Origin of the sequence: Azohydromonas lata (assembly GCF_034427735.1) — a bacterium.
Classification (GTDB): Bacteria; Pseudomonadota; Gammaproteobacteria; order Burkholderiales; family Burkholderiaceae_C; genus Azohydromonas; species Azohydromonas lata.
The window spans coordinates 1-18,449 of record NZ_JAXOJX010000111.1 but is presented as its reverse complement, the minus strand read 5'-3'; the positions used below and the strand labels follow the sequence as shown (position 1 = coordinate 18,449).

The window sequence follows — 18,449 nt, the reverse complement described above, 5'->3', positions numbered from 1 at the left end:
GCACCACCGTGGCCGCCGCGACCGGTGCGGGCGCGACGTCCGCTTTCACCGGCGCCCCGCGCAGCGCCTGCAGCGCCGCCAGCGCCACGGCGCGCGCGGCGTCCTGGTCCTGGAACTCGAACATGGGAGAGAACAGCGAGCAGGCCTCGAAGCGGCAGCCCGCTTCCTCGGCGCCCAGGAAGGACAGCGTCTCGCCCCCCAGCCGCCGCAGCCGCGAGGCGCCCAGGGCCAGCGCCGGCGCGTCGTCCGGCGGCAGCCACAGCAGGTTCATGAACCAGGGCGTGACGAGCACGCCCAGCACCCCGGGCAAGCCCTCGTCGCAGCATTGCGGTGCAAAACCCAGGGCCTCGGTCTTCAAGCCCGCGTGCAGCACCGGCACGCCCGCCATGCGGGTGCGCGCGATGTGCTCGAAGGCGCCGACCAGCATCTCGACGCGCTGCATGGTGGCCGTGCCCGTCAGCCGGCAAGGACCATGAACTGCTCGGCGTCGCCGTCGCACACCGGGCAGCGCCAGTGCGGCGGCAGCTCGGCGAAGGGCGTGCCGGGCGCGATCTGCCAGGTGTCGTCGCCCAGCGCGGGGTCGTACACCCACCAGCAGATCTTGCACTCCAGCCGGGTGTCGGCCGCCAGGCGGCTGCGGTCGCCCAGGTAGCTGCCTTCGAAGCGGACGGCCTCGGTCATGCCGCCACCTCCGGCGCCGCCGGCACTTCCGTCACCCACTGCAGCACCTCTTGCAGGCGGTGGTGCGAGTCGGCCAGGTCGTCCGGCGCGGCGCAGGCGGCCTGCGGCATGTCGGTGATCTCGACGGTGTTGAGGATCACCGTGTCCTGCGAGTTGTAGTAGACGACGCGCCAGCCGTGGCGCAGCCCCGCGTTGGTGATGCGGCAGTTGCCGTAGCCGCGCGAGAGGATCAGGACCCGGCCCGTGCCCACGCGGTGGTCTATGAGGCCGATGTCCAGCGGCGACACCGGCAGCAGCGTGAGGTTGACCACGTGCGGCTCGGCGCCGGGTTGCCAGGAGCGGGCGGCGTCCTCGATCTCGACCAGGATCTGCGCCGCGTTCATCGCGTCCGCCGGCAACGGATCAGGCAGCGCGGGGGCGGTGAAGGCGGCCGAATCGGCCGCGGCCGCTTCGCGCAGCACCTGCGGCACGGCACCGGCTTCGAGGCAGTCGGTCACCACGCGGCCCTCGGACAGCGTGGTCACGCGCCACACGCCGGCAAACACCGACTCCTGCACCTGCACCTCGACGCCGCCGTCCTGCGCGGGCAGCACGCGGGCGCCGACCTCGCCCTCGCCCATGACCTGGTTGACCAGCGCCTGGTCCTCGGCCGACAGCCCGGCCAGCGTCACGCAGCGCGTGCCGCCCTCGCTGCACACCAGCGCCAGCGCGCGCAGCGTCTCGCGCAGCACGCGCTGCGCCTCGCCGTGCGCGGCCACCTCCTCCGGTTCGGGCAGCGGCGGCGCGCGGTAGGTGTCCATGCCCTGGGGCATGGTGATGTAGTCCAGCGTCTCGTCCTCGGCCTGGCTGCCGGGGCCGAAAGGCACGACGGGGATGGGAAAAGCCTTCATGAGCCGTTTCTCCTGCGGTTTCAGGCGCAACCGGCGCCGGCGTCGGCGCTGACCACGGCGATGCCTATGCCGGGAATGCGCGTGGGCTCCATGGCCAGGATCTCCTGCACGCGGGTGACGAACACGTTCCAGTCGTGCATGCCCGCCAGCGTGCTGACGTAGCGCCCGTCGCGGACGAACACCAGCGAGGGCCAGCGGTTGGCGCCCAGGCGCTGCGCCACCGCCCCTTCGGCCGAGCGCCGCGCCACGCCCATGGCGAAGCGGCCCGGCATGGCGCGCAGGATCTCCGGCAGCACCACCGCCACGTCCAGCCCCTCGGGGAAGCGCACCGGGTCGCCGGCCAGCAGCAGCACGCGGTCGCCGCCGCCGTGGATCCAGTCGTCCAGCGTGCGCTCGTCCACCCACTGCGCGCCGTGGCGCTGCACGAGGCTGGCGATCACGGCGGGCGTGTCGGGTTCGGCGCTCAGGTTGGGAGCGGCGCTGTCAGCCACCCCGGATACAGCTTGGTTCATGGCTGATTCCATTCAAGGGAATGCGTGGGTTCAGTCGGTGCCGCCGCCGCTGCCCCGGTAGGGCGCGCCGGCCAGCGCGGCCACGTCGTGCGCGCTCATGGCCGAGGGCAGCGTAAAGCCCGGGTCGTCGGCGAACGGGGCATGCCCGCCCAGGGCGCCGGCCAGCAGGTCCAGCGCGGCGTTCACTTCCGCGGCGCGCTGTGGGTCCATGCGCTCGCGCGCGGCGTCCAGGAAGATGAGCAGCCAGTCGCCGGGGGCCACGTCGCCCACGAGCGCCGTGTCCACCTCGCGCTGCTCGCCGCGGCCCTGCACCTGGGCGCGCAGCCCGGCGGCGCGCAGCACCTGCATGGGAATGCCTATGCACATGGCGGCTCAGTCCCCGGCCGGCGCGGCGGGCATGAAGCGCGCGTCGCCCACGCGGCAGGCGGCTTCGGCCGTGGGCCGCCCGCCCTCGTAGCGCTCCAGCGCCAGCGAGGGCAGCGTCACGCCGTCCACCTCGGCCGCGGCGCCATCGCGTGCCCGCGGCTCGGCGCCCCAGTCACGCAGCGCCTCGACGCCCAAGGCCAGTGCCTCTTCCATGGCGGCGCGAACCACCGGGCGCAGGCTGCCGCCGTAATCCTCCAGCTCCTGCGGCTGGCAGCCCACCAGCAGCACGCGCTCCGGGTAGTGCCCGGTGAGCTGCGCCAGCGACAGCACCTCTTGAAAACCCGTCTGGTGCAGGCTCATCTTCTTGGCGCCGAGGAAGCGCGGCACGTCCTTGTCGCGGACGACCTTGAGCGTGCCGGGCTCCAGCCCGTAGTCGATGGCGTCGAAGATCAGCAGTTGGCGCGCGGCCTGCACGTGGTGCAGCAGGTACAGGCCCTGCGTGCCGCCGTCCACGAGCTGCACGTGCGGCGCGAAGTCCCAGCGCTGGCCCAGCGCCTCCACGCAGCGCACGCCGAAGCCCTCGTCGGCCCACAGCAGGTTGCCAATGCCCAGGACGACGATGGGCGCGTAGCCCTCGGCGCAGGGGTCGGCCGCGCCGGTGCGCGGGGTGATGCTCTCGACCATGGCGCGGGCTCTCAGTCCTTGAACGTGCGGTAGCCGGAGATCATGGTGCTCACCACGCTCTGGCGGCCCATGATGTCCTCGCGGATGGCGGCGTACACGTGGACGATGATGAAGGTCACCATGATCCACAGCCCCAGGTGGTGCCAGGTGTGCACGTCCTGCGACTGGCCCATGAGCGGGATGATCCAGCCGAAGGCCTTGTCGGCCCACGAGCCCATGCCCAGGCCCTCGCCGTAGAGGGCGAAGCCGGTGGCGATCATGAACAGCGACAGCAGGATGAACACGAAGAACATCGCGAAGCGCGCCAGCGGGTTGTGGCCCACGTAGCGGTTGGGCTGCGGGATGAGGAAGGCATACCACTTGAGCATGGACACGATGTCCAGCCAGTAGGCCTTGCTGAAGATGGGCACCGAGAACAGCTCGCGCGCATGGTGGTTGCCCACCAGCGCCCAATACACGCGGCCCGCCATGGCGGCGGCGAACACGTAGCCCGCGGCGAAGTGCGCGAAGCGGATGTAGCCCATCAGGAAGTGGTCGCTGGCCTCGCCCGGCAGGGTGGGCAGCGGCGAGCCTATGAAGTAGCCGGTGACGCCCAGCACCGTGATGGCCAGGACGTTGATCCAGTGCCACAGGCGCACGGGCGCCTCATAGACGTAGACCGAGCGTATGGGCGAAGCCTGCTTGAGCTCGCGCGCGTCGGTGCTCGGCAGGTTCTTCAACTGCTCTTGAGGCAGAGCGGACATGGCTGTCTCCTCTTGTCTTGCTGGTGGTTGGGCTGGGCGCCTGAGGCGCTTACAGCCGCGCGGCCAGCAGGGCCAGGCCGCCGGTGCCGACGGCAGCGCCGATGAAGCTCCAGGCCAGCGCGGGCAGGCGCTGCAGCCTGGCGGCCAGCCACAGGCCCGCCAGGTGCAGCGCGGCCGTGGACGCCGTGAAACCCAGGGCGAAGGCGGCGAAGCCGCCAAAGCCACCCATGGGCGCCTCGGCGCCGTGGGCCAGGCCGTGGAACAGCGCCGTGGCGCCCACCAGCGCCAGGCCGGCGCGGGCGGGAATTTCGCGGGCGCCGGCCACCAGTGCGCCACAGAGCACGACGCTGGCGGCGATGCTCAGCTCCACGCCGGGCAGCGACACGCCCCCCAGCGAGGCCAGCGCCGCGGCCAGCAGGGCCGCGACGAACACGGCCGGCCCCTGCCAGCGCTGCTGCGCGGGCAGCGCGCGGGCCGACCACAGGCCCACGGCCACCATGGCCAGCAGGTGGTCCAGGCCGAGGAAGGGGTGCGTGAGGCCGTCGGCCAGGCTCGCGGCGTGGCCGGGGTGGGCGGCTGCGGTGCCGGCGGCGCCGGCCAGGGCCAGCGCGGCGGTGGCGCGCGACAGGATGCGGGAATGCTTCATGGCGGTTTCCTTGTCTTGCACGCGCTGCTTCAGCGCACCTTCACCGTGGTCAGCTCGCGGCCGTCCTCGCTCATCACGTGCGTGGAGCAGGCCAGGCAGGGGTCGAACGAGTGCAGCGTGCGCAGCACTTCCAGCGGCTGTTCGGGGTTGGTCATGGGAGTGCCGAGCAGCGCGGCTTCGAAGGCGCCGATCTGGCCCTTGGCGTCGCGGGGGCTGCCGTTCCAGGTGGTGGGCACCACGCACTGGTAGTTCTCGATCTTGCCGTCCTTGATGCGTATCCAGTGGCCGAGCTGGCCGCGCGGCGCGGCCACCAGGCCCACGCCCTTGGCCTCCTTGGGCCAGGTGGACGGGTCCCACTTCTCGACGTTGGCCGTGGCGGTGTCGCCGGCCTTGATGTTGGCCACCAGCTCGTGCCAGTCGTTGCCCAGCATCTCGCCGCAGTACTGGCTCTCCAGGCAGCGCGCCAGCGTGCGGCCTATGGTGGAGGGCAGCATCTGCTTGAGCGTGTAGTCCGTGGCGGGCAGGCCCAGCGCCTTGGGGAAGGCGTGGTTGATCATCTCGGCCGCGTAATCCAGCTGCTCCTTGGGACGCTGGGCGTTCTGGTTGCCCTTCTTGGCGTGGGCGTAGGCCAGGATGTAGCGCGACAGCGGGCCGACCTCCATGGCGTGGCCGCGCCAGCGCGGGGCCTTGATCCAGGAGTACTTGGCGCTCTCGTCGATCTGCTCGATGTTGGTCTTGCTGCCCTTGGTCTTGGCGCCGAGCTCGAAGTTGGACTCCGTGACGCCGTCCCAGGGGTGCAGGCCCTTGGACTCGTCGGCGTACTTGTACCAGCTGTGGGTGACGAACTCCTGGACCTGCTCGGGGTCGCGCGGGTCCACCGGATGGATCTCGTCCCAGTTGCCATTGAGGATGGCGCCGCCGGGCAGCTGGTCGGTGGACTTGTCGTAGTTGACCTTGGGATATTCGCCGTAGTCGCTGACGTTGGTGGCCGCCAGCCCGCCGCCGTGCAGCCAGCCCGCCTGCTTGTACAGCGTGCCTATGGCCAGCACGTCGGGCAAATAGACGTTGCGGTTGAACGTCTCCATCTCGTCGATGCGGGCCTTGATGAAGTTCAGGCGGTCCATGGTGATGGGCGCGCCCACGGCACCGTTGCCGTCGAGGTTGATGGCGCAGGGCACGCCGCCCACCAGGTAGTTGGGGTGCGGGTTCTTGCCGCCGAAGATGGTGTGGATCTTGACCCACTCCTTCTGCAGGTCCAGCGCTTCGAGGTAGTGCGTGACGGCCATGAGGTTGGCCTCAGGCGGCAGGATGTAGGACTTGTTGCCCCAGTAACCGTTCATGAAGGGGCCGAGCTGGCCGCTTTCCACGAACTTCTTCAGCCGGTTCTGGATGTCGCGGAAGTAGCCCGGCGAGGACAGCGGGTGCGAGGGCGAGACGAGCTGCTGCAGCTCACTGGTCTTCTTGGGGTCGGCGTTGAGGGCCGAGACCACGTCCACCCAGTCCAGCGCGTGCAGGTGGTAGAAGTGGACGACGTGGTCGTGCACCTGCAGCGTCTTGGCCATCATCTCGCGGATGAGGTGGGCGTTCTTGGGGATCTTGATCCCGAGGGCATCCTCCACCGCGCGCACCGAGGCCAGCGCGTGGCAGCCGGTGCACACGCCGCAGATGCGCTCGACGAAGGCCCAGGCGTCGCGCGGGTCGCGGCCCTTGAGGATGACTTCCAGGCCGCGCCACATGGTGCCCGTGGAGACGGCGTTGCGGATGACGTTGTTGGCGTCGAGGTTGACCTCGCATCGCATGTGGCCTTCGATGCGGGTGACGGGGTCCACGACGATGCGGCGGCCGCTGTCGTCGAGGTTGAAGCCTTGGGTGGCGTAGCTGGTCATGGCTTGTTCTCGTGATGCGTTGCGGACTGCCGGCGTCTCAAGGCTGCGTGGTGGTGGTGTTGGCCGCCGTGTCGTGCTTGTGCGAGGCGCGCTTGATGGCCGAGACGGCGGCGTGCGCGGCCACGGCCGCACCCACGGTGCCCGCGGCGGCCATGCCGACCTGGTCGGCGTTGGCCTCGATGCCGAACTGGTGGATGGTGGTGAGCCGCTCGTAGAAGGAGCCCTTGTCCCAGAAGCCGTCCTCGGAGCAGCCAATGCAGCCGTGGCCGGCCTTGATGGGGAAGCTCGTCCCGCCGTTCCACTGCACGGTGGAGCAGGCGTTGTAGGTGGTGGGGCCCTTGCAGCCGACCTTGTAGAGGCAGTAGCCCTTGCGCGCGGACTCATCGTCCCAGGCCTCGACGAACTGGCCGGCGTCGAAGTGCGGGCGGCGGTAGCACTTGTCGTGGATGCGCTGGCTGTAGAACATCTTGGGCCGGCCCTGGCGGTCCAGCTCGGGGATGCGGTCGAAGGTCAGCATGTAGGTGACCACGCCCGTCATGACTTCAGCGATGGGCGGGCAGCCCGGCACCTTGATGATGGGCTTGTCCGTGATGACCTGGTGCACGGGCACGGCGCGCGTGGGATTGGGCTTGGCGGCCTGCACGCAGCCCCAGGAGGCGCAGGAGCCCCAGGAGATGATGGCCTTGGCGTCCTTGGCCACGTGCTTGAGCTGGTCCACGAAGGGCCGGCCGCCGATGATGCAGCTCATGCCGTCCTGGTTCAGGGGCGGGTTGCCCTCCACGGCCAGGATGTAGTTGCCCTTGTACTTGGTCATGACCTCTTCGAGGATGGCCTCGGCCTGGTGGCCGGCGGCGGCCATGAGCACGTCGTCGTAGTCCAGCGAGAGCATGGACAGCACCACGTCCTTGGCCAGCGGGTGCGCGCTTCGGATGAAGGACTCGGAGCAGCAGGTGCACTCCAGGCCATGCAGCCACAGCACGGGCGTGCGCGGCTTGGTTTCCATGGCTTCGGCGATCTTGGGCACGAAGGCCGGACCCAGGCCCAGCGACGTTGCCGTCAGCGAGCAGTACTTGAGAAAGCTGCGCCGCGAAATGCCCTGGCGCCGCATCACCTCGTAGAAGGTTTCCATCGCTTGTCTCCCGTTCATGGAACTGCCGCCCTTCCCCTGAAGCGGGCGTCGCAGCCTGGGGATCACAAGTTCCATGCCGGTTGCGCGGCGCGCCGGCCATGCGCCGGGCCACCGCGCTAAGCCATTGAGGGCCATCAAGTTTTTGGGCCGGCCTTGTGGCGGTTTCGTGACGCGGGGGTGGCCGCTGTGGTCATTGCGCTGGCGGTGCGACGGCCGAAGTGCAAGGGCTGCTTGCAGTGCCGTTCACACAGGAGCCGGCTGTGTCCGGCAAGTGGTTGCTAGGGTTTCCACTGAGATGCGCGTGTTGGGGATGTCAGCCGCCGCAAGGGCCGCCGCTCCTACACTGCCGGGGATGAACCAGACAGTACATTCCGCGTCGCGTACCGCGCCGGCCAAGTCGGAGGGCACGCGCACGCACGACCCGGAGCGGACCATGGCCGACATCCTGGCCGTGGCCACGCGCGAGTTCGCCGACAAGGGGTTGGCGGGTGCGCGGGTGGATGCGATTGCCGAGGCCACGCGCACCAGCAAGCGCATGCTGTATTACTACTTCGGCAACAAGGAAGGGCTGTACGTCGCGGTGCTCGAAAACGCCTACAGCGCGATGCGGGCGATAGAGGCCGAGCTGCACTTGGACGACCTGGCGCCGGAGGAGGCGCTGCGCAAGCTGGTGGCGCACACGGTGGACTACCAGCGCGAGCACCCGGAGTTCATCCGCCTGGTGATGAACGAGAACATGCACCGCGGTGAGTTCATGGCGCAGAGCAAGGTGATCCAGCAGCTCAACGTGCCGGCCATCGACGGCGTGCGCCGCATTTACGAGCGCGGGGTGGAAACCGGGGCGTTTCGCGCGGGGCTGGACCCGCTGGATATTCACATGTCCATCAGCGCCTTGAGCGTGTTCAACGTGGCCAACCGGCATACGTTTTCGCTGATTTTCAAGCGGGATCTGGAAACGCCGGAGGCGATCGAGGCGCGGCGGGAGAGTATTGTGGAGATGGTGGTCAGGTTTGTGCGGAAGTAATACAGGCCTTTGAGCCGCCGTGGAACGCGCATAAGGAAACAAAGGTGCTTGCCCGTTTGATTGCGGGCACGGCCAAGAATCGCCGTGATCGGCCCAGCCCACTGCTCGGTGCGTGACGTACTTCACGATATATCGGCGCGTGGCGTGTCAAGTCGACAAAATCTAAATATTTGCCAATAGGCTCTCCGGCTAAGCACGCCTTGAAAGCACGTTGGTGAGCGTTTACAGGAAGTTGACTGTCTTTTTTGTTACCCCGGAGGGGGAAACCCATTCCGCTCGAATCGAGCTCTCCAGCACTTGCCATGCGCTGGTGTCGGACGGAAAGCTTGACGCCGTGCTTGCCGAGGCTTTGGAGAGGTGGGAAAAGGTTGCTGGTGTCCAGGTCATTGATTTGTCTTGCCGGGACTCAGAAACGTCTTCATCGCAAAAAGGATTGCTCCTGCCGTTGAAAGATTAAGGCGTGGATACAGTCAAAGTCGGTGTAGTTGCCGAGTAAGAGAATATTTGTGGTCCTGAATGCAAAAAAAATCGCTGCAGTTGCCGTTGGCCAGCCAGAGTTGACTCCTGGAAAAGCAGTTGATTTGTTGCGCAAACATTCGAGCCTTGGGCTTGAAATTATGTCAAGCCGTCCCATCAATGCCGATAAATATTCGGTTTGGGTCTTGTTGGCCGGAAATTACTTGGGGAAGGCTTTTGGTCCTGATTCGCCAAATATTGCTTCGGTGATGAATATCGGGCGTTATGGTGGTTTTGCCATGGGGACTGGTGAAGCATGGTCGGATAACCATCGCGCGGAATCTCTCAAGACTCAAATCGCCAAGATCAATGTCTTGATTGAGCTTCTTGAGACGGAATGTGAGTTGAAAAAGAATGATGTTGTGGAGTCGGAGCCAAATGTCAAGGGACGCCAGATATTCTTGATTCATGGCCGTGACCACCCTGCCCTGCGCGAAACAACCGGTTTTCTAGGGAAGCTGCAGCAAGAGGTTGTGGTTTTGCCTGAAAAGCCGGGTCAGGGAAAAACCATTGTTGATAAGTTTGAAGAGTGTGCGAATGTCGGGTTTGCTGTAGTTCTTCTTACGGCCGATGATAAGGGTGGTGTTAAATCGTCTGCGCGTGAAGGCTCGAATTCGCGTGCCCACAAGAATGTTATTTTTGGGCTTGGATATTTTGTTGGCAAGCTTGGAAAGAATAGGGTTTGCGCGTTGTTTGAACCGGGTGTGGAGATTCCTTCCGATTGTGCTGACGTCTTGTACATTGAGATGGACAAGAAAGGTGCTTGGCATTTGCAGTTGGCCAAGGAGCTCAAGGCGGCCGGATTGCCCGTGGACATGAATGACGCATTTTGACTGTGGCCATACATAAAGCCTTGCGGCGCCGGGTTTGTGCAGATCAACGCGGGTTTTTCAGCTTATTGGCCTGTCCTATCTTTTCTTTTTTTGTGAATTAATTGGTTCCTTGCCGCACGCGTGTGTAACGCCCGGCCCAGTTTCATTGCGGGTCCAGTGAAAATCCGACCTTTTGCCTGAGGCGTTTTGCTGCGCCGCAGCGTTTCGTCCGGAGGATGGCGCCCATCGGTGCCGAAAGCATTTTCTTCATGTCCTCCCCAACGTCTTCACCCCTGCGCCGTCGCGCCTGGCTCGGCCTGGCGCTGGCCACGGCCGGTGCCCGGGCCGCGGGGCTGTCTGCGCCCGCGGCGTCCGCCGTCCGGCCCCGCGGCAAGCCGCTGGTCGTCCATGGCGACCGCAGCCTGCCGCCCTATGAATTCCTGGAGGACGGCCTGGCCAAGGGACTGAACGTGGACGTGTTCCACGCCCTGGGGCAAGTGCTTGGGCGCGAGATCGAATACAGGCTGCGCGACTGGGGCGAGGCGCAGGCCGCCGTGGTGGCCGGCGAGGGTGAGGTGCTGCCGCCCATCGTCAGCACAGCGGCGCGCCGCGAGCACTTCGCGTTCACGCGCACGCTGTGGACGCTGGAGTTCGCACTGTTCGCGCGCGAGGCCGAGGCTGAACGCGTGGCGCACGCCAACCCCGGCACGCTGCGCATCGGCGTGAGCGCGGCGGGCTTTGCCCGCCAGCATTTCAGTGCCAGATACCCCGGCGTCCGGCTGGTGACGGTGGCCGACACCAGCGACGGCATGCGCCGGCTGCAGCGCGGCGAGATCGACGCCTATGCCGGCGAGGTGCGTGCAAGCCTGACCTTCGTGCAGGAGCTCGACATCGGCGGCGTGGCGCAGGCCGGCGGGCCGTTCGCCTTGCAGGAGGCCGGCATTGCGGTGCACCGGCGCAATCCGCAACTGCTGCAGGAGCTCGACGCGGCGGTCGCGCGCATCAAGGCCGACGGCATGCTGGACCGGCTGGTGGACAAGTGGTCGGCGCCCAACGACCGCGCCTTCAGCCGCGCGCAGCTCTGGGGTGCGGCGCTGGCCGCGGCCGGGACGGCCGGGCTGGGCGTGCTGGGCACCATGCTGGCGGTGCAGCGCCGCCGCGGGCGGCTGCTGCAGGCCGAGGTGGAGCAGCGCCGCCTGGCCGAGGCGCAGCTCGAAGCGGCCCGCACCGAGGCCGAGGCCGCGCGCCAGGCCGCCGAGCAGGCCACGCGCGCCAAGGCCGACTTCCTGGCCAACATGAGCCACGAGATCCGCACGCCCATGAACGCGATCATCGGCTTGAGCCGCCTCATGCGGCATGGCGGCGCCGACGAGCAGACCAACGCCGAGCGGCTGCGCAAGATCGATACGGCCGCGCAGCACCTGGTGTCGCTGGTCAGCGACGTGCTGGACCTTTCCAAAATCGAGGCCGGCAAGCTCGTCCTCGACGAGGCCGAGTTCAACCTGGTCTCCCTGCTGCAAAGCGTGCAGTCGCACGTGGCGGTGATGGCCGAGCAAAAGGGCTTGCAGGTCAGCATCGCGGCCGACGCGCCGCCGGGCATGCTGGTGGGCGACCCCACGCGCATCCGCCAGGCGTTGCTCAACCTGGCGGCCAATGCGGTGAAGTTCACCGAACGCGGCCGCGTGGACATCCGCGCCCGCGTGGTGGCCGATACCGAGGCCGGCGTCACGCTGCTGCTGGAGGTGGAAGACACGGGCCCGGGCATCGCGGCCGGGCAGATCGACCGCCTCTTCGACGCCTTCGAGCAGGCCGATGCCTCCACCACGCGCCGCTACGGCGGCACGGGGCTGGGCCTGAGCATCACGCGCATGCTGGCCGAGCGCATGGGCGGCCAGGTGGGCGTGAGCAGCCGCCTGGGCGAAGGCAGCCGCTTCTGGTTCACGGTGCAGCTGCGCCGCGGCAGCACTGAGGCCCACCCGACCCCCACCGCCCCGGGCCTGCGCGCGCTGGACCTGCTGCGCCAGCGCCACGCCGGGGCGCGCGTGCTGGTGGTCGAGGACAACCCCGTCAACCTGGAGGTCACCACCAGCCTCGTGCGCCACGCCGGCCTGGAGGTCAGCAGCGCGGGCAACGGCCGCGAGGCGCTGGAGCGCGTGGCGGCCTTGCAGGCGCAACTGGTGCTGATGGACTTGCAGATGCCGGAGATGGACGGCTTCGAGGCCACCATCGCCCTGCGGCGCCGCTTTTCCAGCGGGCAACTGCCCATCCTGGCCCTCACCGCCAACGCCTTCGACGAGGACAGGCGCGCCTGCCTGCTGGCGGGCATGAACGGCTTCGTCGCCAAGCCCGTGGACCCGGACAGCCTGTACGAGCAGTTGCTCAAGTGGCTGGACCCCTGCCGCCAGGGCGCCGACGCGCCGCTGCCGGCCGCACCGGTGCCCGCGGGCGAGGACGGCCCGGCGCCGCAGGACGCACTGGCGGCCTTGCGCCGGCTGGACGGGCTGGACGTCGAGGCCGGGCTGCGCAGCCTCGCCGGTGACGAGGCCCACTATCGGGCCCTGCTCTCGCGCCTGGCCGACGACATGGACACCGGCATGGCCGCGCTGCAGGAGGCCGCGGCCCGCGGCGACCACCGTGCCGTGGGCAGCGCGCTGCACAGCTTGCGCGGCGCCGCCGGCACTTTGGGCGCCCAAGTGCTGACCGGCCCCTGGCTCGCGCTGGAGGGCGAGCTGCGCGAAGGCCGGCATGGCGATCTGCCCGCGCGCGTGCAGCCGCTGGTGGCGCAGGCGTGCGGCTTCGCGGCCTCGCTGCGCGACGCGCTCAGGCACGGCGCGCAGCCCGGCTGAGCGCCGCCGCGCAACGGGTCGGGCAGCCAACTTGCCAAGCCCTTGGGAAGCCCCCATTTGGGGATTGCATTCCTCCGTTCACACTCCCCCGATGAGCCGCGACCTGATCCTGATTGCCCATGCTTCCGAGGCCCGGCTCCTGAGCCGTGACCGCGACACGGCCGAACTGGCGGCGCTGGACACGCTGCGTCACCAGCTCCGAAGCGCACCCAGCCCGCTGCAGCGCCGCGCCCCCGACCCCCGTACCGACCTCGCCTCCTGGGCCGCGCCGCCGGACCCGCGCCGGCGCCACTGGCGCGAGTTCGCCGCCGCCATCGCGCCGCGCGTGGAGGCGGCCGTGGCGCAGGGTGGCTTCGAGCGGGTGGCGCTTTTTGCCGCCTGTCCTTTCCTGAGCGAGCTCATGCGACAGCTCGGCCCCCAGGTGCGCAAGGCGCTGAAGGTGGTGGTGGATGCCGACGTGGCCGACCTGCCGCCCGCGGAGCTGGCGCAGCGCATAGAGCAGGAATTGCTGGCGGCCGACCAGGCCCGCGAGGGGCTGGCGCGCGTCGCTGCCTACCCCGTGCGCGCCTGAGCGGCCGCAGGCGGCTCAGCCGTCGATGCCCGTGGGCGCGGCGGCCGGTGGCAGGCCGCGCCCGCGCGCCGCGGGCCGGCAGGCGGCCCAGGCCCTATCGCGCTGCACCTGGCCCTCGGTCGTGCGCGGCAGGCTGCCGGCCTTCACGAACACGATGTCGTGCAGCTTCAGCCCGGCGCGAACGTGCAGGCTGTGGCGTGCGGCCTTGAGCACGGCGGCACGGTCCAGGCTCAGCAGCTCGGCTTGCTGCACTTCCTGCATCAGCACCACGCGCAGCGGCTGCGCGCCGCCGCCCACGCACACGGCGGCACTGGCGCCTTCGCTGAGCGCGGGGTGGCTGTCGCGCACGGCGTGCTCGATGTCGCACAGGTCGTAGTGGCGGCCGCGGATGACGACGTTGTCGCCCAAGGTGCCGGTGATGAACAGCTCGCCGTCCAGCACGAAGCCCAGGTCGCCGGTGCGCAGCCAGGGCCCCGAGCCGTCGGCCAGGCGGGCGCCAAAGGTGTCGCGCGTCTGCTGCGGGCACTGCCAGTAGCCCTGCGCCACGCTGTCGCCGCGCACCCAGACCTCGCCCACGCGGTCGGCGGCGCAGGGCTGCGCGGTGGCGGGGTCCACGATCACCGCGTCCATCCCCAGCACCGGGCCGCAACTGGTGAGCCCGCGCACGCGGCGCGTGGCCGGCGCGCACGGGCGCACGGCCTGGTGCTGCAGCTCGTCGGCGTCCAGCACGGTGGTCCTGGGCGACTTGCGCTTGGGCGCGCAGCTCACCATCAGGGTCGCCTCCGTCTGGCCGTAGCACGGGGTCCAGGCGCGGGCGTCGAAACGGCAGATGGCGAATTTCTCCGCAAACCGCTCCAGGGTTTCCGGCCGCACGATGCCGCCGCCCACGAAGGCCGATTCCCAACTGGAAAGGTCCAGTTCCATGGCCTGCTCCGCGCGAATGCGGCGCACGCACATTTCATAGGCAAAACCCGGCCCGCCGCTGGTGGAGGCGCGATACCTGGAGATGGCCTGGAGCCAGCGCAGGGGCTTGGCGAAAAAGGCGGCGGGGGACATCAACACCGAGGTGCAGCCCGCAAATACCGGCTGCAGCAGCGCGCCTATGAGGCCCATGTCGCGGTGCGCGGGCAACCAGCTCACGCCCACGGTGCGGCTGCCGTGGCCAAAGCCCTGCTGGATGAGCGCCTGGTTGTGCAGCAGGTTGCCGTGGCTCACGAGCACGCCCTTGGGCGTGCCGCTCGTCCCGGCCGTGTACTGCAGCAGCGCCGCTCCGGCGGGGCCGGGGGCTTGGGCGCGCCAGTCGCCGGCGTGGGCGCCGTCGTCGCGGCGGGTGGTCACGCAGCGCAGTTGCCTCTCCAGCGACAGGCCGGCGGCCGTGAGGTATTCGAGATTGAAGCCCTCGTGGCCCAGGCACAGGCCGGTGGCGCCGCAGTCCTGCGCCAGCGCCGCCAGCCGCGCGATGTCGGTGCTGCCGCTGGGTGCGGCCACCGGCACGGCCACCACGCCCGCGTACAGGGCGCCGAACAGCGCCCTCACGAATTCCGCCACCGAGGCATACGCCAGCAGCACGCGCTCGCCCGGCTGGAAATGCTGCTGCAGTTGCGCCGCGATGGAGCGGGCCTGCAGATCCAGCTCGGCAAAGGTCAGGCGGCCCGCCTCGGCCTCGCCGTTCTTGAGGAAAACGAAGACCTTGCGCCTGGGCTGCTGCGCCGCGCGGCTGCGCAGCAGAGCCACCACATCGGCACTTCCATCCAGCCCGGCCGGGCGGCCCTGATCCGTGGCCATGCGCGATCACCCCCGTGTTCTCGTGGTGGATTCAAATATAGACGCGGGGCGCGGCGTTTCCGGCGAATTAAAAAGTCTTCTCGCCGACGATAATTTCTCCGGATTTTCAAGCTTGAAATAGTTATTGGAAAAGCATTTTTCCAATATGAGATGGCATTTGCCGCAGATTTAAATGACCGCCCGGCAGGGCCTGGCGGCTGAAATTCAAGCGCGGGTACGCACCTCTTCGGCCGCAAGGTGGTCCAGGCCGTAGCGGTCCAGGCTCAGCAGCACGGCCACCAGCACCACGGCGGCCAGCAGCCCGGCGCCGGGGTAGAGCACCGCGCCCACCAGCGGCGCCACCAGGACGAGCTGGCGCAGCCCGCCGCTGTAGAGCAGCCCGGCCTTGCGCACGTAGGCACGCCCGGCGGGCTGCCAGCGCTCGCGGTCCGGCGAGCCCACGGGCATGCCCACGATGAAGCTCACGTGGTTGTAGTAGCGCACCGCCATCACCGAGGACACCAGCGAGGCCAGCAGCAGCGTGAGCATCATCAGCTCCAGCACCAGGCGCGGCGTGAGCGCCGTCGCGCGCGGCGTGCCGACCTCGAAGGCGGCGTGCAGCGAGGGCGCGGCCAGCGTCACCGTGCCCATGAGCGCCAGCGCGGCGGTGGAGGCGGTCATGGTCGCGGACATGAGCGAGTTGCGCAGCGTCTGCACGGCCAGGATCTCGGTGCCCGCGTTGCGCGACACCGAGTCGATCCACTCCTGGCGCAGCACGGCGTGCGCGCTGCGCGCCCAGCGCTGCGGGCGCAGCCGCTCGACCACGGAAAGCCCCACCTCGTAGCCGAGCAGCACCGCCGCGGTGGCGACGACGAAGAACCAGTCCCAGCCGCCCGCGGACAGGGCCGCGGCGGCAGCGGTGCCTTGCGCCGTCATGCGGCGCCCAGCCGGCGCGCCGCGCGGCGCCGCTCCAGCAGCTCGAACAGGCCCATGCCCGCCAGCATGGCCGCCACGAAGAGCGCGGCCTTCACTTCGCCCATGCCCAGCGCCACCAGCGCCGGGCCCGGACAGAAGCCCGCCACGCCCCAGCCGACGCCAAAGAGCAGGCTGCCGCCCACCAGCCGTGCATCCAGGCGCGTGGCCCTGGGCAGCCGCATGGGCTCGCCCAGCAGCGAGGTTTTCATGCGCTTGGCCACCGTGAAGGCGACCAGGCCCACGGCCAGCGCGCCGCCCATCACCAGCGCCAGCGACGGGTCCCAGGCGCCGGCCAGGTCCAGGAAGCCCAGCACCTTGGCCGGGTCGGCCATGCCGGAGAGGATCAAACCGAGGCCGAAGACCAGGCCGCTCAGGAACGAAGACAGCAACAGCATGACGCTCTCCCCTCAACCGGCCAGCAGGTGGCGCAGCACGTACACAGTGGCGAAACCCGCGCCCATGAAGCTGAGCGTGGCTGCCAGCGAGCGCGGCGACAGGCGCGAGAGCCCGCACACGCCATGGCCGCTGGTGCAGCCCGCCCCGTAGCGCGTGCCCACGCCCACCAGCAGCCCGGCCAGCACCAGCGCGCCAGTGCCGGCGTCGATGTGCGGCCTGGGCAGCGCCGCCAGCAGCGACCAGGCCAGCGGCGCGGCCACCAGGCCCAGGACGAAAGCCAGCCGCCAGGCGACGTCGCCCTGGGCGGGCTTGAGCAGCCCGCCCAACACGCCGCTGATGCCGGCAATGCGGCCCGGCAGCAGGACGAACATCGCCGCCGCCACGCCGATGAGCAGCCCGCCGGCCAGCGACGCGGCGGGGGTGAAGGCATTCCAGTCGATCGCCATGGCTCAGGCCTCCTTTGGGCAGTACAGGCGGTAGAGCACCGCCAGGATTTCCAGCAGCGCCGGGTCGGCCACGCTGTAGAACACGTTCTTGCCCTGGCGCCGCGTGGCCACCACGCCCTCGGCGCGCAGCACGGCGAGCTGCTGCGACAGCGTGGGCTGGCGGATGTTCAGCCGCTCCTCCAGCTCGCCCACCGACAGCTCGGCCTGCGAGAGCTGGCACAGCAGCAGCAGCCGGTCTTCATTGGCCAGCACTTTCAGCGCCCCCACGGCGCGCGCGGCGGCGCCGCGCAGCAGCGCGGGGTCCAGGGCGGTGGCGGCATCGGCCATCACGGTCTCCTCAACAAGTCGTCTTGACAACAATATATCAGTTCATATATTGTTTTTCAATAGATTGACGTGAAGGAGCACCCCCATGACGACCCGGGCCGACATCCAGGCTTTCTTCGATCCCGCCACCTGGACCGTGAGCTACTTGGTGGCCGACACCGCCACGCGCCGCGCCGCCGTGATCGACCCCGTGCTGGACTTCGACTTCAAGTCCGGCCGCACCGCCACGCACTCGGCCGACGCCATGGCCGCCTACGTGGCCGCGCACGGCCTCGCGGTGGACTGGATTCTGGAAACCCATGCCCACGCCGACCACCTCTCCGGCGCGCGCTACCTGCAGCAGCGGCTGGGCGGGCGCATCGCCATAGGTGAGCACATCCGCGAGGTGCAGGCCACCTTCAAGAAGCTCTACAACTTGGAGCGCGGCTTCCTGCCCGACGGCAGCCAGTTCGACCATCTTTTCCACGACGGCGAGACGTTCAGCATCGGCGGCCTTCAGGCCACGGCGCTGCACGTGCCGGGGCACACGCCGGCGGACATGGCCTACCTGATCGAGGACGCGGTGTTTGCCGGCGACACGCTGTTCATGCCGGACGTGGGCACGGCGCGCGCCGACTTCCCCGGCGGCGATGCGCGCAGTCTGTACCGCTCCATCCGCCGGCTGCTGGCGCTGCCGCCGGCCACGCGCATGTTCGTCTGCCACGACTACCCGCCCAAAGGCGCCGGGAGCCGCGAGCCGGCCTGGGAAACCACGGTGGCCGCGCAGCGCGAGCACAACATCCACGTGCACGACGGCATCGGCGAGGACGCGTTCGTCGCCATGCGCCAGGCGCGCGACGCCACGCTGGACGTGCCCACGCTCATCCTGCCGTCCATACAGGTCAACGTGCGCGCGGGCCAGCTCCCGCCGGCCGACGACAACGGCGTGGCCTACCTGCGCATTCCGCTCAACGCCCTCTGAATCGCCGCCGCCGCGCCCTCGCGGCGGCACGGCTTGCCCTGCCCTGTCCGCGCCGGCCGTCCATCGCCTGGACGGCCGGCGCTTTTTTCTGTGCCGATGCTGCGCTGCAGCTAGGGGTTACCCCCAAAGACGAAAAACGAACCAGTTCGTACATTCCTGATCCGCGGCAAATGCAGGCCGTGTTTTTTCTGGAAGCGCCGGCGTCCTCCAGCCGCCCAAGAGAAGGAGACAAGCGATGAACAAATTCCTGGACGGCTACTGCCGCGTGCTGGAC

20 protein-coding genes are annotated in these 18,449 nt (G+C 69.0%); 5 read left to right on the top strand and 15 right to left on the bottom strand.

The genetic code is table 11. The features are described 5' to 3' along the window. From hybE to SM757_RS32875, 10 genes are all read right to left on the bottom strand, one after another. A partial coding sequence (hybE, locus tag SM757_RS32920; protein WP_322468564.1) for a [NiFe]-hydrogenase assembly chaperone HybE occupies positions 1 to 442 on the bottom strand: 442 nt, incomplete at its 3' end. A gap of 14 nt (positions 443 to 456) precedes the next feature. Further along, entirely contained in the window at positions 457 to 681 is a 225-nt protein-coding gene (locus SM757_RS32915) for a rubredoxin (RefSeq protein WP_066338128.1), read from the bottom strand. Next, positions 678 to 1,571 (bottom strand): hydrogenase expression/formation protein, encoded by an 894-nt coding sequence (locus SM757_RS32910; protein ID WP_322468563.1) that lies wholly within the window; start codon positions 1,569 to 1,571, stop codon positions 678 to 680. The genes SM757_RS32915 and SM757_RS32910 overlap by 4 nt, the downstream gene beginning before the upstream one ends. Positions 1,572 to 1,591: 20 nt before the next feature. Next, on the bottom strand, positions 1,592 to 2,083 hold the full coding sequence (locus SM757_RS32905) for a thioredoxin domain-containing protein (protein ID WP_066338132.1): 492 nt from the start codon (positions 2,081 to 2,083) through the stop codon (positions 1,592 to 1,594). Positions 2,084 to 2,113: 30 nt separating this feature from the next. Beyond that, a complete protein-coding gene (locus SM757_RS32900; RefSeq protein WP_322468562.1) occupies positions 2,114 to 2,449 on the bottom strand; it encodes a HypC/HybG/HupF family hydrogenase formation chaperone in 336 nt (111 codons plus the stop codon). A 6-nt stretch (positions 2,450 to 2,455) separates the two neighbouring features. After that, positions 2,456 to 3,133, bottom strand: coding sequence for a HyaD/HybD family hydrogenase maturation endopeptidase (locus SM757_RS32895; protein ID WP_322468561.1), 678 nt, complete (start codon positions 3,131 to 3,133; stop codon positions 2,456 to 2,458). Between the two features lie 11 nt (positions 3,134 to 3,144). Next, complete coding sequence (gene cybH / locus SM757_RS32890; protein ID WP_066338134.1) at positions 3,145 to 3,876, bottom strand: Ni/Fe-hydrogenase, b-type cytochrome subunit; 732 nt, start codon at positions 3,874 to 3,876, stop codon at positions 3,145 to 3,147. Between the two features lie 49 nt (positions 3,877 to 3,925). Then, on the bottom strand, positions 3,926 to 4,522 hold the full coding sequence (locus SM757_RS32885; RefSeq protein WP_322468560.1) for a HupE/UreJ family protein: 597 nt from the start codon (positions 4,520 to 4,522) through the stop codon (positions 3,926 to 3,928). 29 nt (positions 4,523 to 4,551) lie between these two features. Further along, positions 4,552 to 6,408, bottom strand: coding sequence for a nickel-dependent hydrogenase large subunit (locus tag SM757_RS32880; RefSeq protein WP_322468559.1), 1,857 nt, complete (start codon positions 6,406 to 6,408; stop codon positions 4,552 to 4,554). 37 nt (positions 6,409 to 6,445) lie between these two features. Next, the gene (locus SM757_RS32875) at positions 6,446 to 7,537 is read right to left on the bottom strand and encodes a hydrogenase small subunit (protein ID WP_066338145.1); all 1,092 of its coding nucleotides are present in this window, start codon (positions 7,535 to 7,537) and stop codon (positions 6,446 to 6,448) included. Between the two features lie 352 nt (positions 7,538 to 7,889). On the opposite strand from SM757_RS32875, the gene SM757_RS32870 reads away from it, so the two are divergent. From SM757_RS32870 to SM757_RS32855, 4 genes are all read left to right on the top strand, one after another. Continuing rightward, positions 7,890 to 8,561 carry a TetR/AcrR family transcriptional regulator gene (locus tag SM757_RS32870; RefSeq protein WP_066338147.1) on the top strand — a complete coding sequence of 224 codons (672 nt, stop codon included), beginning with the start codon at positions 7,890 to 7,892 and terminating at the stop codon, positions 8,559 to 8,561. Between the two features lie 506 nt (positions 8,562 to 9,067). Continuing rightward, the gene (locus SM757_RS32865) at positions 9,068 to 9,910 is read left to right on the top strand and encodes a nucleotide-binding protein (RefSeq protein WP_322468558.1); all 843 of its coding nucleotides are present in this window, start codon (positions 9,068 to 9,070) and stop codon (positions 9,908 to 9,910) included. Between the two features lie 248 nt (positions 9,911 to 10,158). Beyond that, complete coding sequence (locus SM757_RS32860) at positions 10,159 to 12,735, top strand: ATP-binding protein (protein WP_322468557.1); 2,577 nt, start codon at positions 10,159 to 10,161, stop codon at positions 12,733 to 12,735. A 91-nt stretch (positions 12,736 to 12,826) separates the two neighbouring features. Beyond that, complete coding sequence (locus SM757_RS32855; protein ID WP_322468556.1) at positions 12,827 to 13,306, top strand: host attachment protein; 480 nt, start codon at positions 12,827 to 12,829, stop codon at positions 13,304 to 13,306. A gap of 15 nt (positions 13,307 to 13,321) precedes the next feature. Here SM757_RS32855 and SM757_RS32850 read toward each other — a convergent pair whose 3' ends face one another. The 5 genes from SM757_RS32850 to SM757_RS32830 form a co-directional block, all read right to left on the bottom strand. Continuing rightward, the gene (locus tag SM757_RS32850; RefSeq protein WP_322468555.1) at positions 13,322 to 15,091 is read right to left on the bottom strand and encodes a fatty acyl-AMP ligase; all 1,770 of its coding nucleotides are present in this window, start codon (positions 15,089 to 15,091) and stop codon (positions 13,322 to 13,324) included. Between the two features lie 204 nt (positions 15,092 to 15,295). Next, positions 15,296 to 16,006: a DUF599 domain-containing protein gene (locus SM757_RS32845; protein ID WP_322468554.1), complete on the bottom strand. Its 711-nt coding sequence runs from the start codon at positions 16,004 to 16,006 to the stop codon at positions 15,296 to 15,298. Further along, on the bottom strand, positions 16,003 to 16,440 hold the full coding sequence (locus SM757_RS32840) for a DUF6691 family protein (protein ID WP_322468553.1): 438 nt from the start codon (positions 16,438 to 16,440) through the stop codon (positions 16,003 to 16,005). Before SM757_RS32840 ends, SM757_RS32845 begins: the two co-directional genes overlap by 4 nt. A gap of 12 nt (positions 16,441 to 16,452) precedes the next feature. After that, entirely contained in the window at positions 16,453 to 16,887 is a 435-nt protein-coding gene (locus SM757_RS32835) for a YeeE/YedE family protein (protein WP_066338158.1), read from the bottom strand. A gap of 3 nt (positions 16,888 to 16,890) precedes the next feature. Next, positions 16,891 to 17,214 (bottom strand): ArsR/SmtB family transcription factor, encoded by a 324-nt coding sequence (locus tag SM757_RS32830; RefSeq protein ID WP_322468552.1) that lies wholly within the window; start codon positions 17,212 to 17,214, stop codon positions 16,891 to 16,893. Between the two features lie 85 nt (positions 17,215 to 17,299). Between SM757_RS32830 and SM757_RS32825 the strand changes: the two genes are divergently transcribed. Further along, positions 17,300 to 18,175 (top strand): MBL fold metallo-hydrolase, encoded by an 876-nt coding sequence (locus tag SM757_RS32825; protein ID WP_322468551.1) that lies wholly within the window; start codon positions 17,300 to 17,302, stop codon positions 18,173 to 18,175. Positions 18,176 to 18,449 lie beyond the last annotated feature (274 nt).

What these genes read in the sequence shown, in the direction of transcription:
- SM757_RS32915 (WP_066338128.1), bottom strand. Translation starts at nt 681, where the DNA reads ATGACCGAGGCCGTCCGCTTCGAAGGCAGCTACCTGGGCGACCGCAGC.
- SM757_RS32910 (WP_322468563.1), bottom strand. Translation starts at nt 1,571, where the DNA reads ATGAAGGCTTTTCCCATCCCCGTCGTGCCTTTCGGCCCCGGCAGCCAG.
- SM757_RS32905 (WP_066338132.1), bottom strand. Translation starts at nt 2,083, where the DNA reads ATGAACCAAGCTGTATCCGGGGTGGCTGACAGCGCCGCTCCCAACCTG.
- SM757_RS32900 (WP_322468562.1), bottom strand. Translation starts at nt 2,449, where the DNA reads ATGTGCATAGGCATTCCCATGCAGGTGCTGCGCGCCGCCGGGCTGCGC.
- SM757_RS32895 (WP_322468561.1), bottom strand. Translation starts at nt 3,133, where the DNA reads ATGGTCGAGAGCATCACCCCGCGCACCGGCGCGGCCGACCCCTGCGCC.
- cybH (WP_066338134.1), bottom strand. Translation starts at nt 3,876, where the DNA reads ATGTCCGCTCTGCCTCAAGAGCAGTTGAAGAACCTGCCGAGCACCGAC.
- SM757_RS32885 (WP_322468560.1), bottom strand. Translation starts at nt 4,522, where the DNA reads ATGAAGCATTCCCGCATCCTGTCGCGCGCCACCGCCGCGCTGGCCCTG.
- SM757_RS32880 (WP_322468559.1), bottom strand. Translation starts at nt 6,408, where the DNA reads ATGACCAGCTACGCCACCCAAGGCTTCAACCTCGACGACAGCGGCCGC.
- SM757_RS32875 (WP_066338145.1), bottom strand. Translation starts at nt 7,537, where the DNA reads ATGGAAACCTTCTACGAGGTGATGCGGCGCCAGGGCATTTCGCGGCGC.
- SM757_RS32870 (WP_066338147.1), top strand. Translation starts at nt 7,890, where the DNA reads ATGAACCAGACAGTACATTCCGCGTCGCGTACCGCGCCGGCCAAGTCG.
- SM757_RS32860 (WP_322468557.1), top strand. Translation starts at nt 10,159, where the DNA reads ATGTCCTCCCCAACGTCTTCACCCCTGCGCCGTCGCGCCTGGCTCGGC.
- SM757_RS32855 (WP_322468556.1), top strand. Translation starts at nt 12,827, where the DNA reads ATGAGCCGCGACCTGATCCTGATTGCCCATGCTTCCGAGGCCCGGCTC.
- SM757_RS32850 (WP_322468555.1), bottom strand. Translation starts at nt 15,091, where the DNA reads ATGGCCACGGATCAGGGCCGCCCGGCCGGGCTGGATGGAAGTGCCGAT.
- SM757_RS32845 (WP_322468554.1), bottom strand. Translation starts at nt 16,006, where the DNA reads ATGACGGCGCAAGGCACCGCTGCCGCCGCGGCCCTGTCCGCGGGCGGC.
- SM757_RS32840 (WP_322468553.1), bottom strand. Translation starts at nt 16,440, where the DNA reads ATGCTGTTGCTGTCTTCGTTCCTGAGCGGCCTGGTCTTCGGCCTCGGT.
- SM757_RS32835 (WP_066338158.1), bottom strand. Translation starts at nt 16,887, where the DNA reads ATGGCGATCGACTGGAATGCCTTCACCCCCGCCGCGTCGCTGGCCGGC.
- SM757_RS32830 (WP_322468552.1), bottom strand. Translation starts at nt 17,214, where the DNA reads ATGGCCGATGCCGCCACCGCCCTGGACCCCGCGCTGCTGCGCGGCGCC.
- SM757_RS32825 (WP_322468551.1), top strand. Translation starts at nt 17,300, where the DNA reads ATGACGACCCGGGCCGACATCCAGGCTTTCTTCGATCCCGCCACCTGG.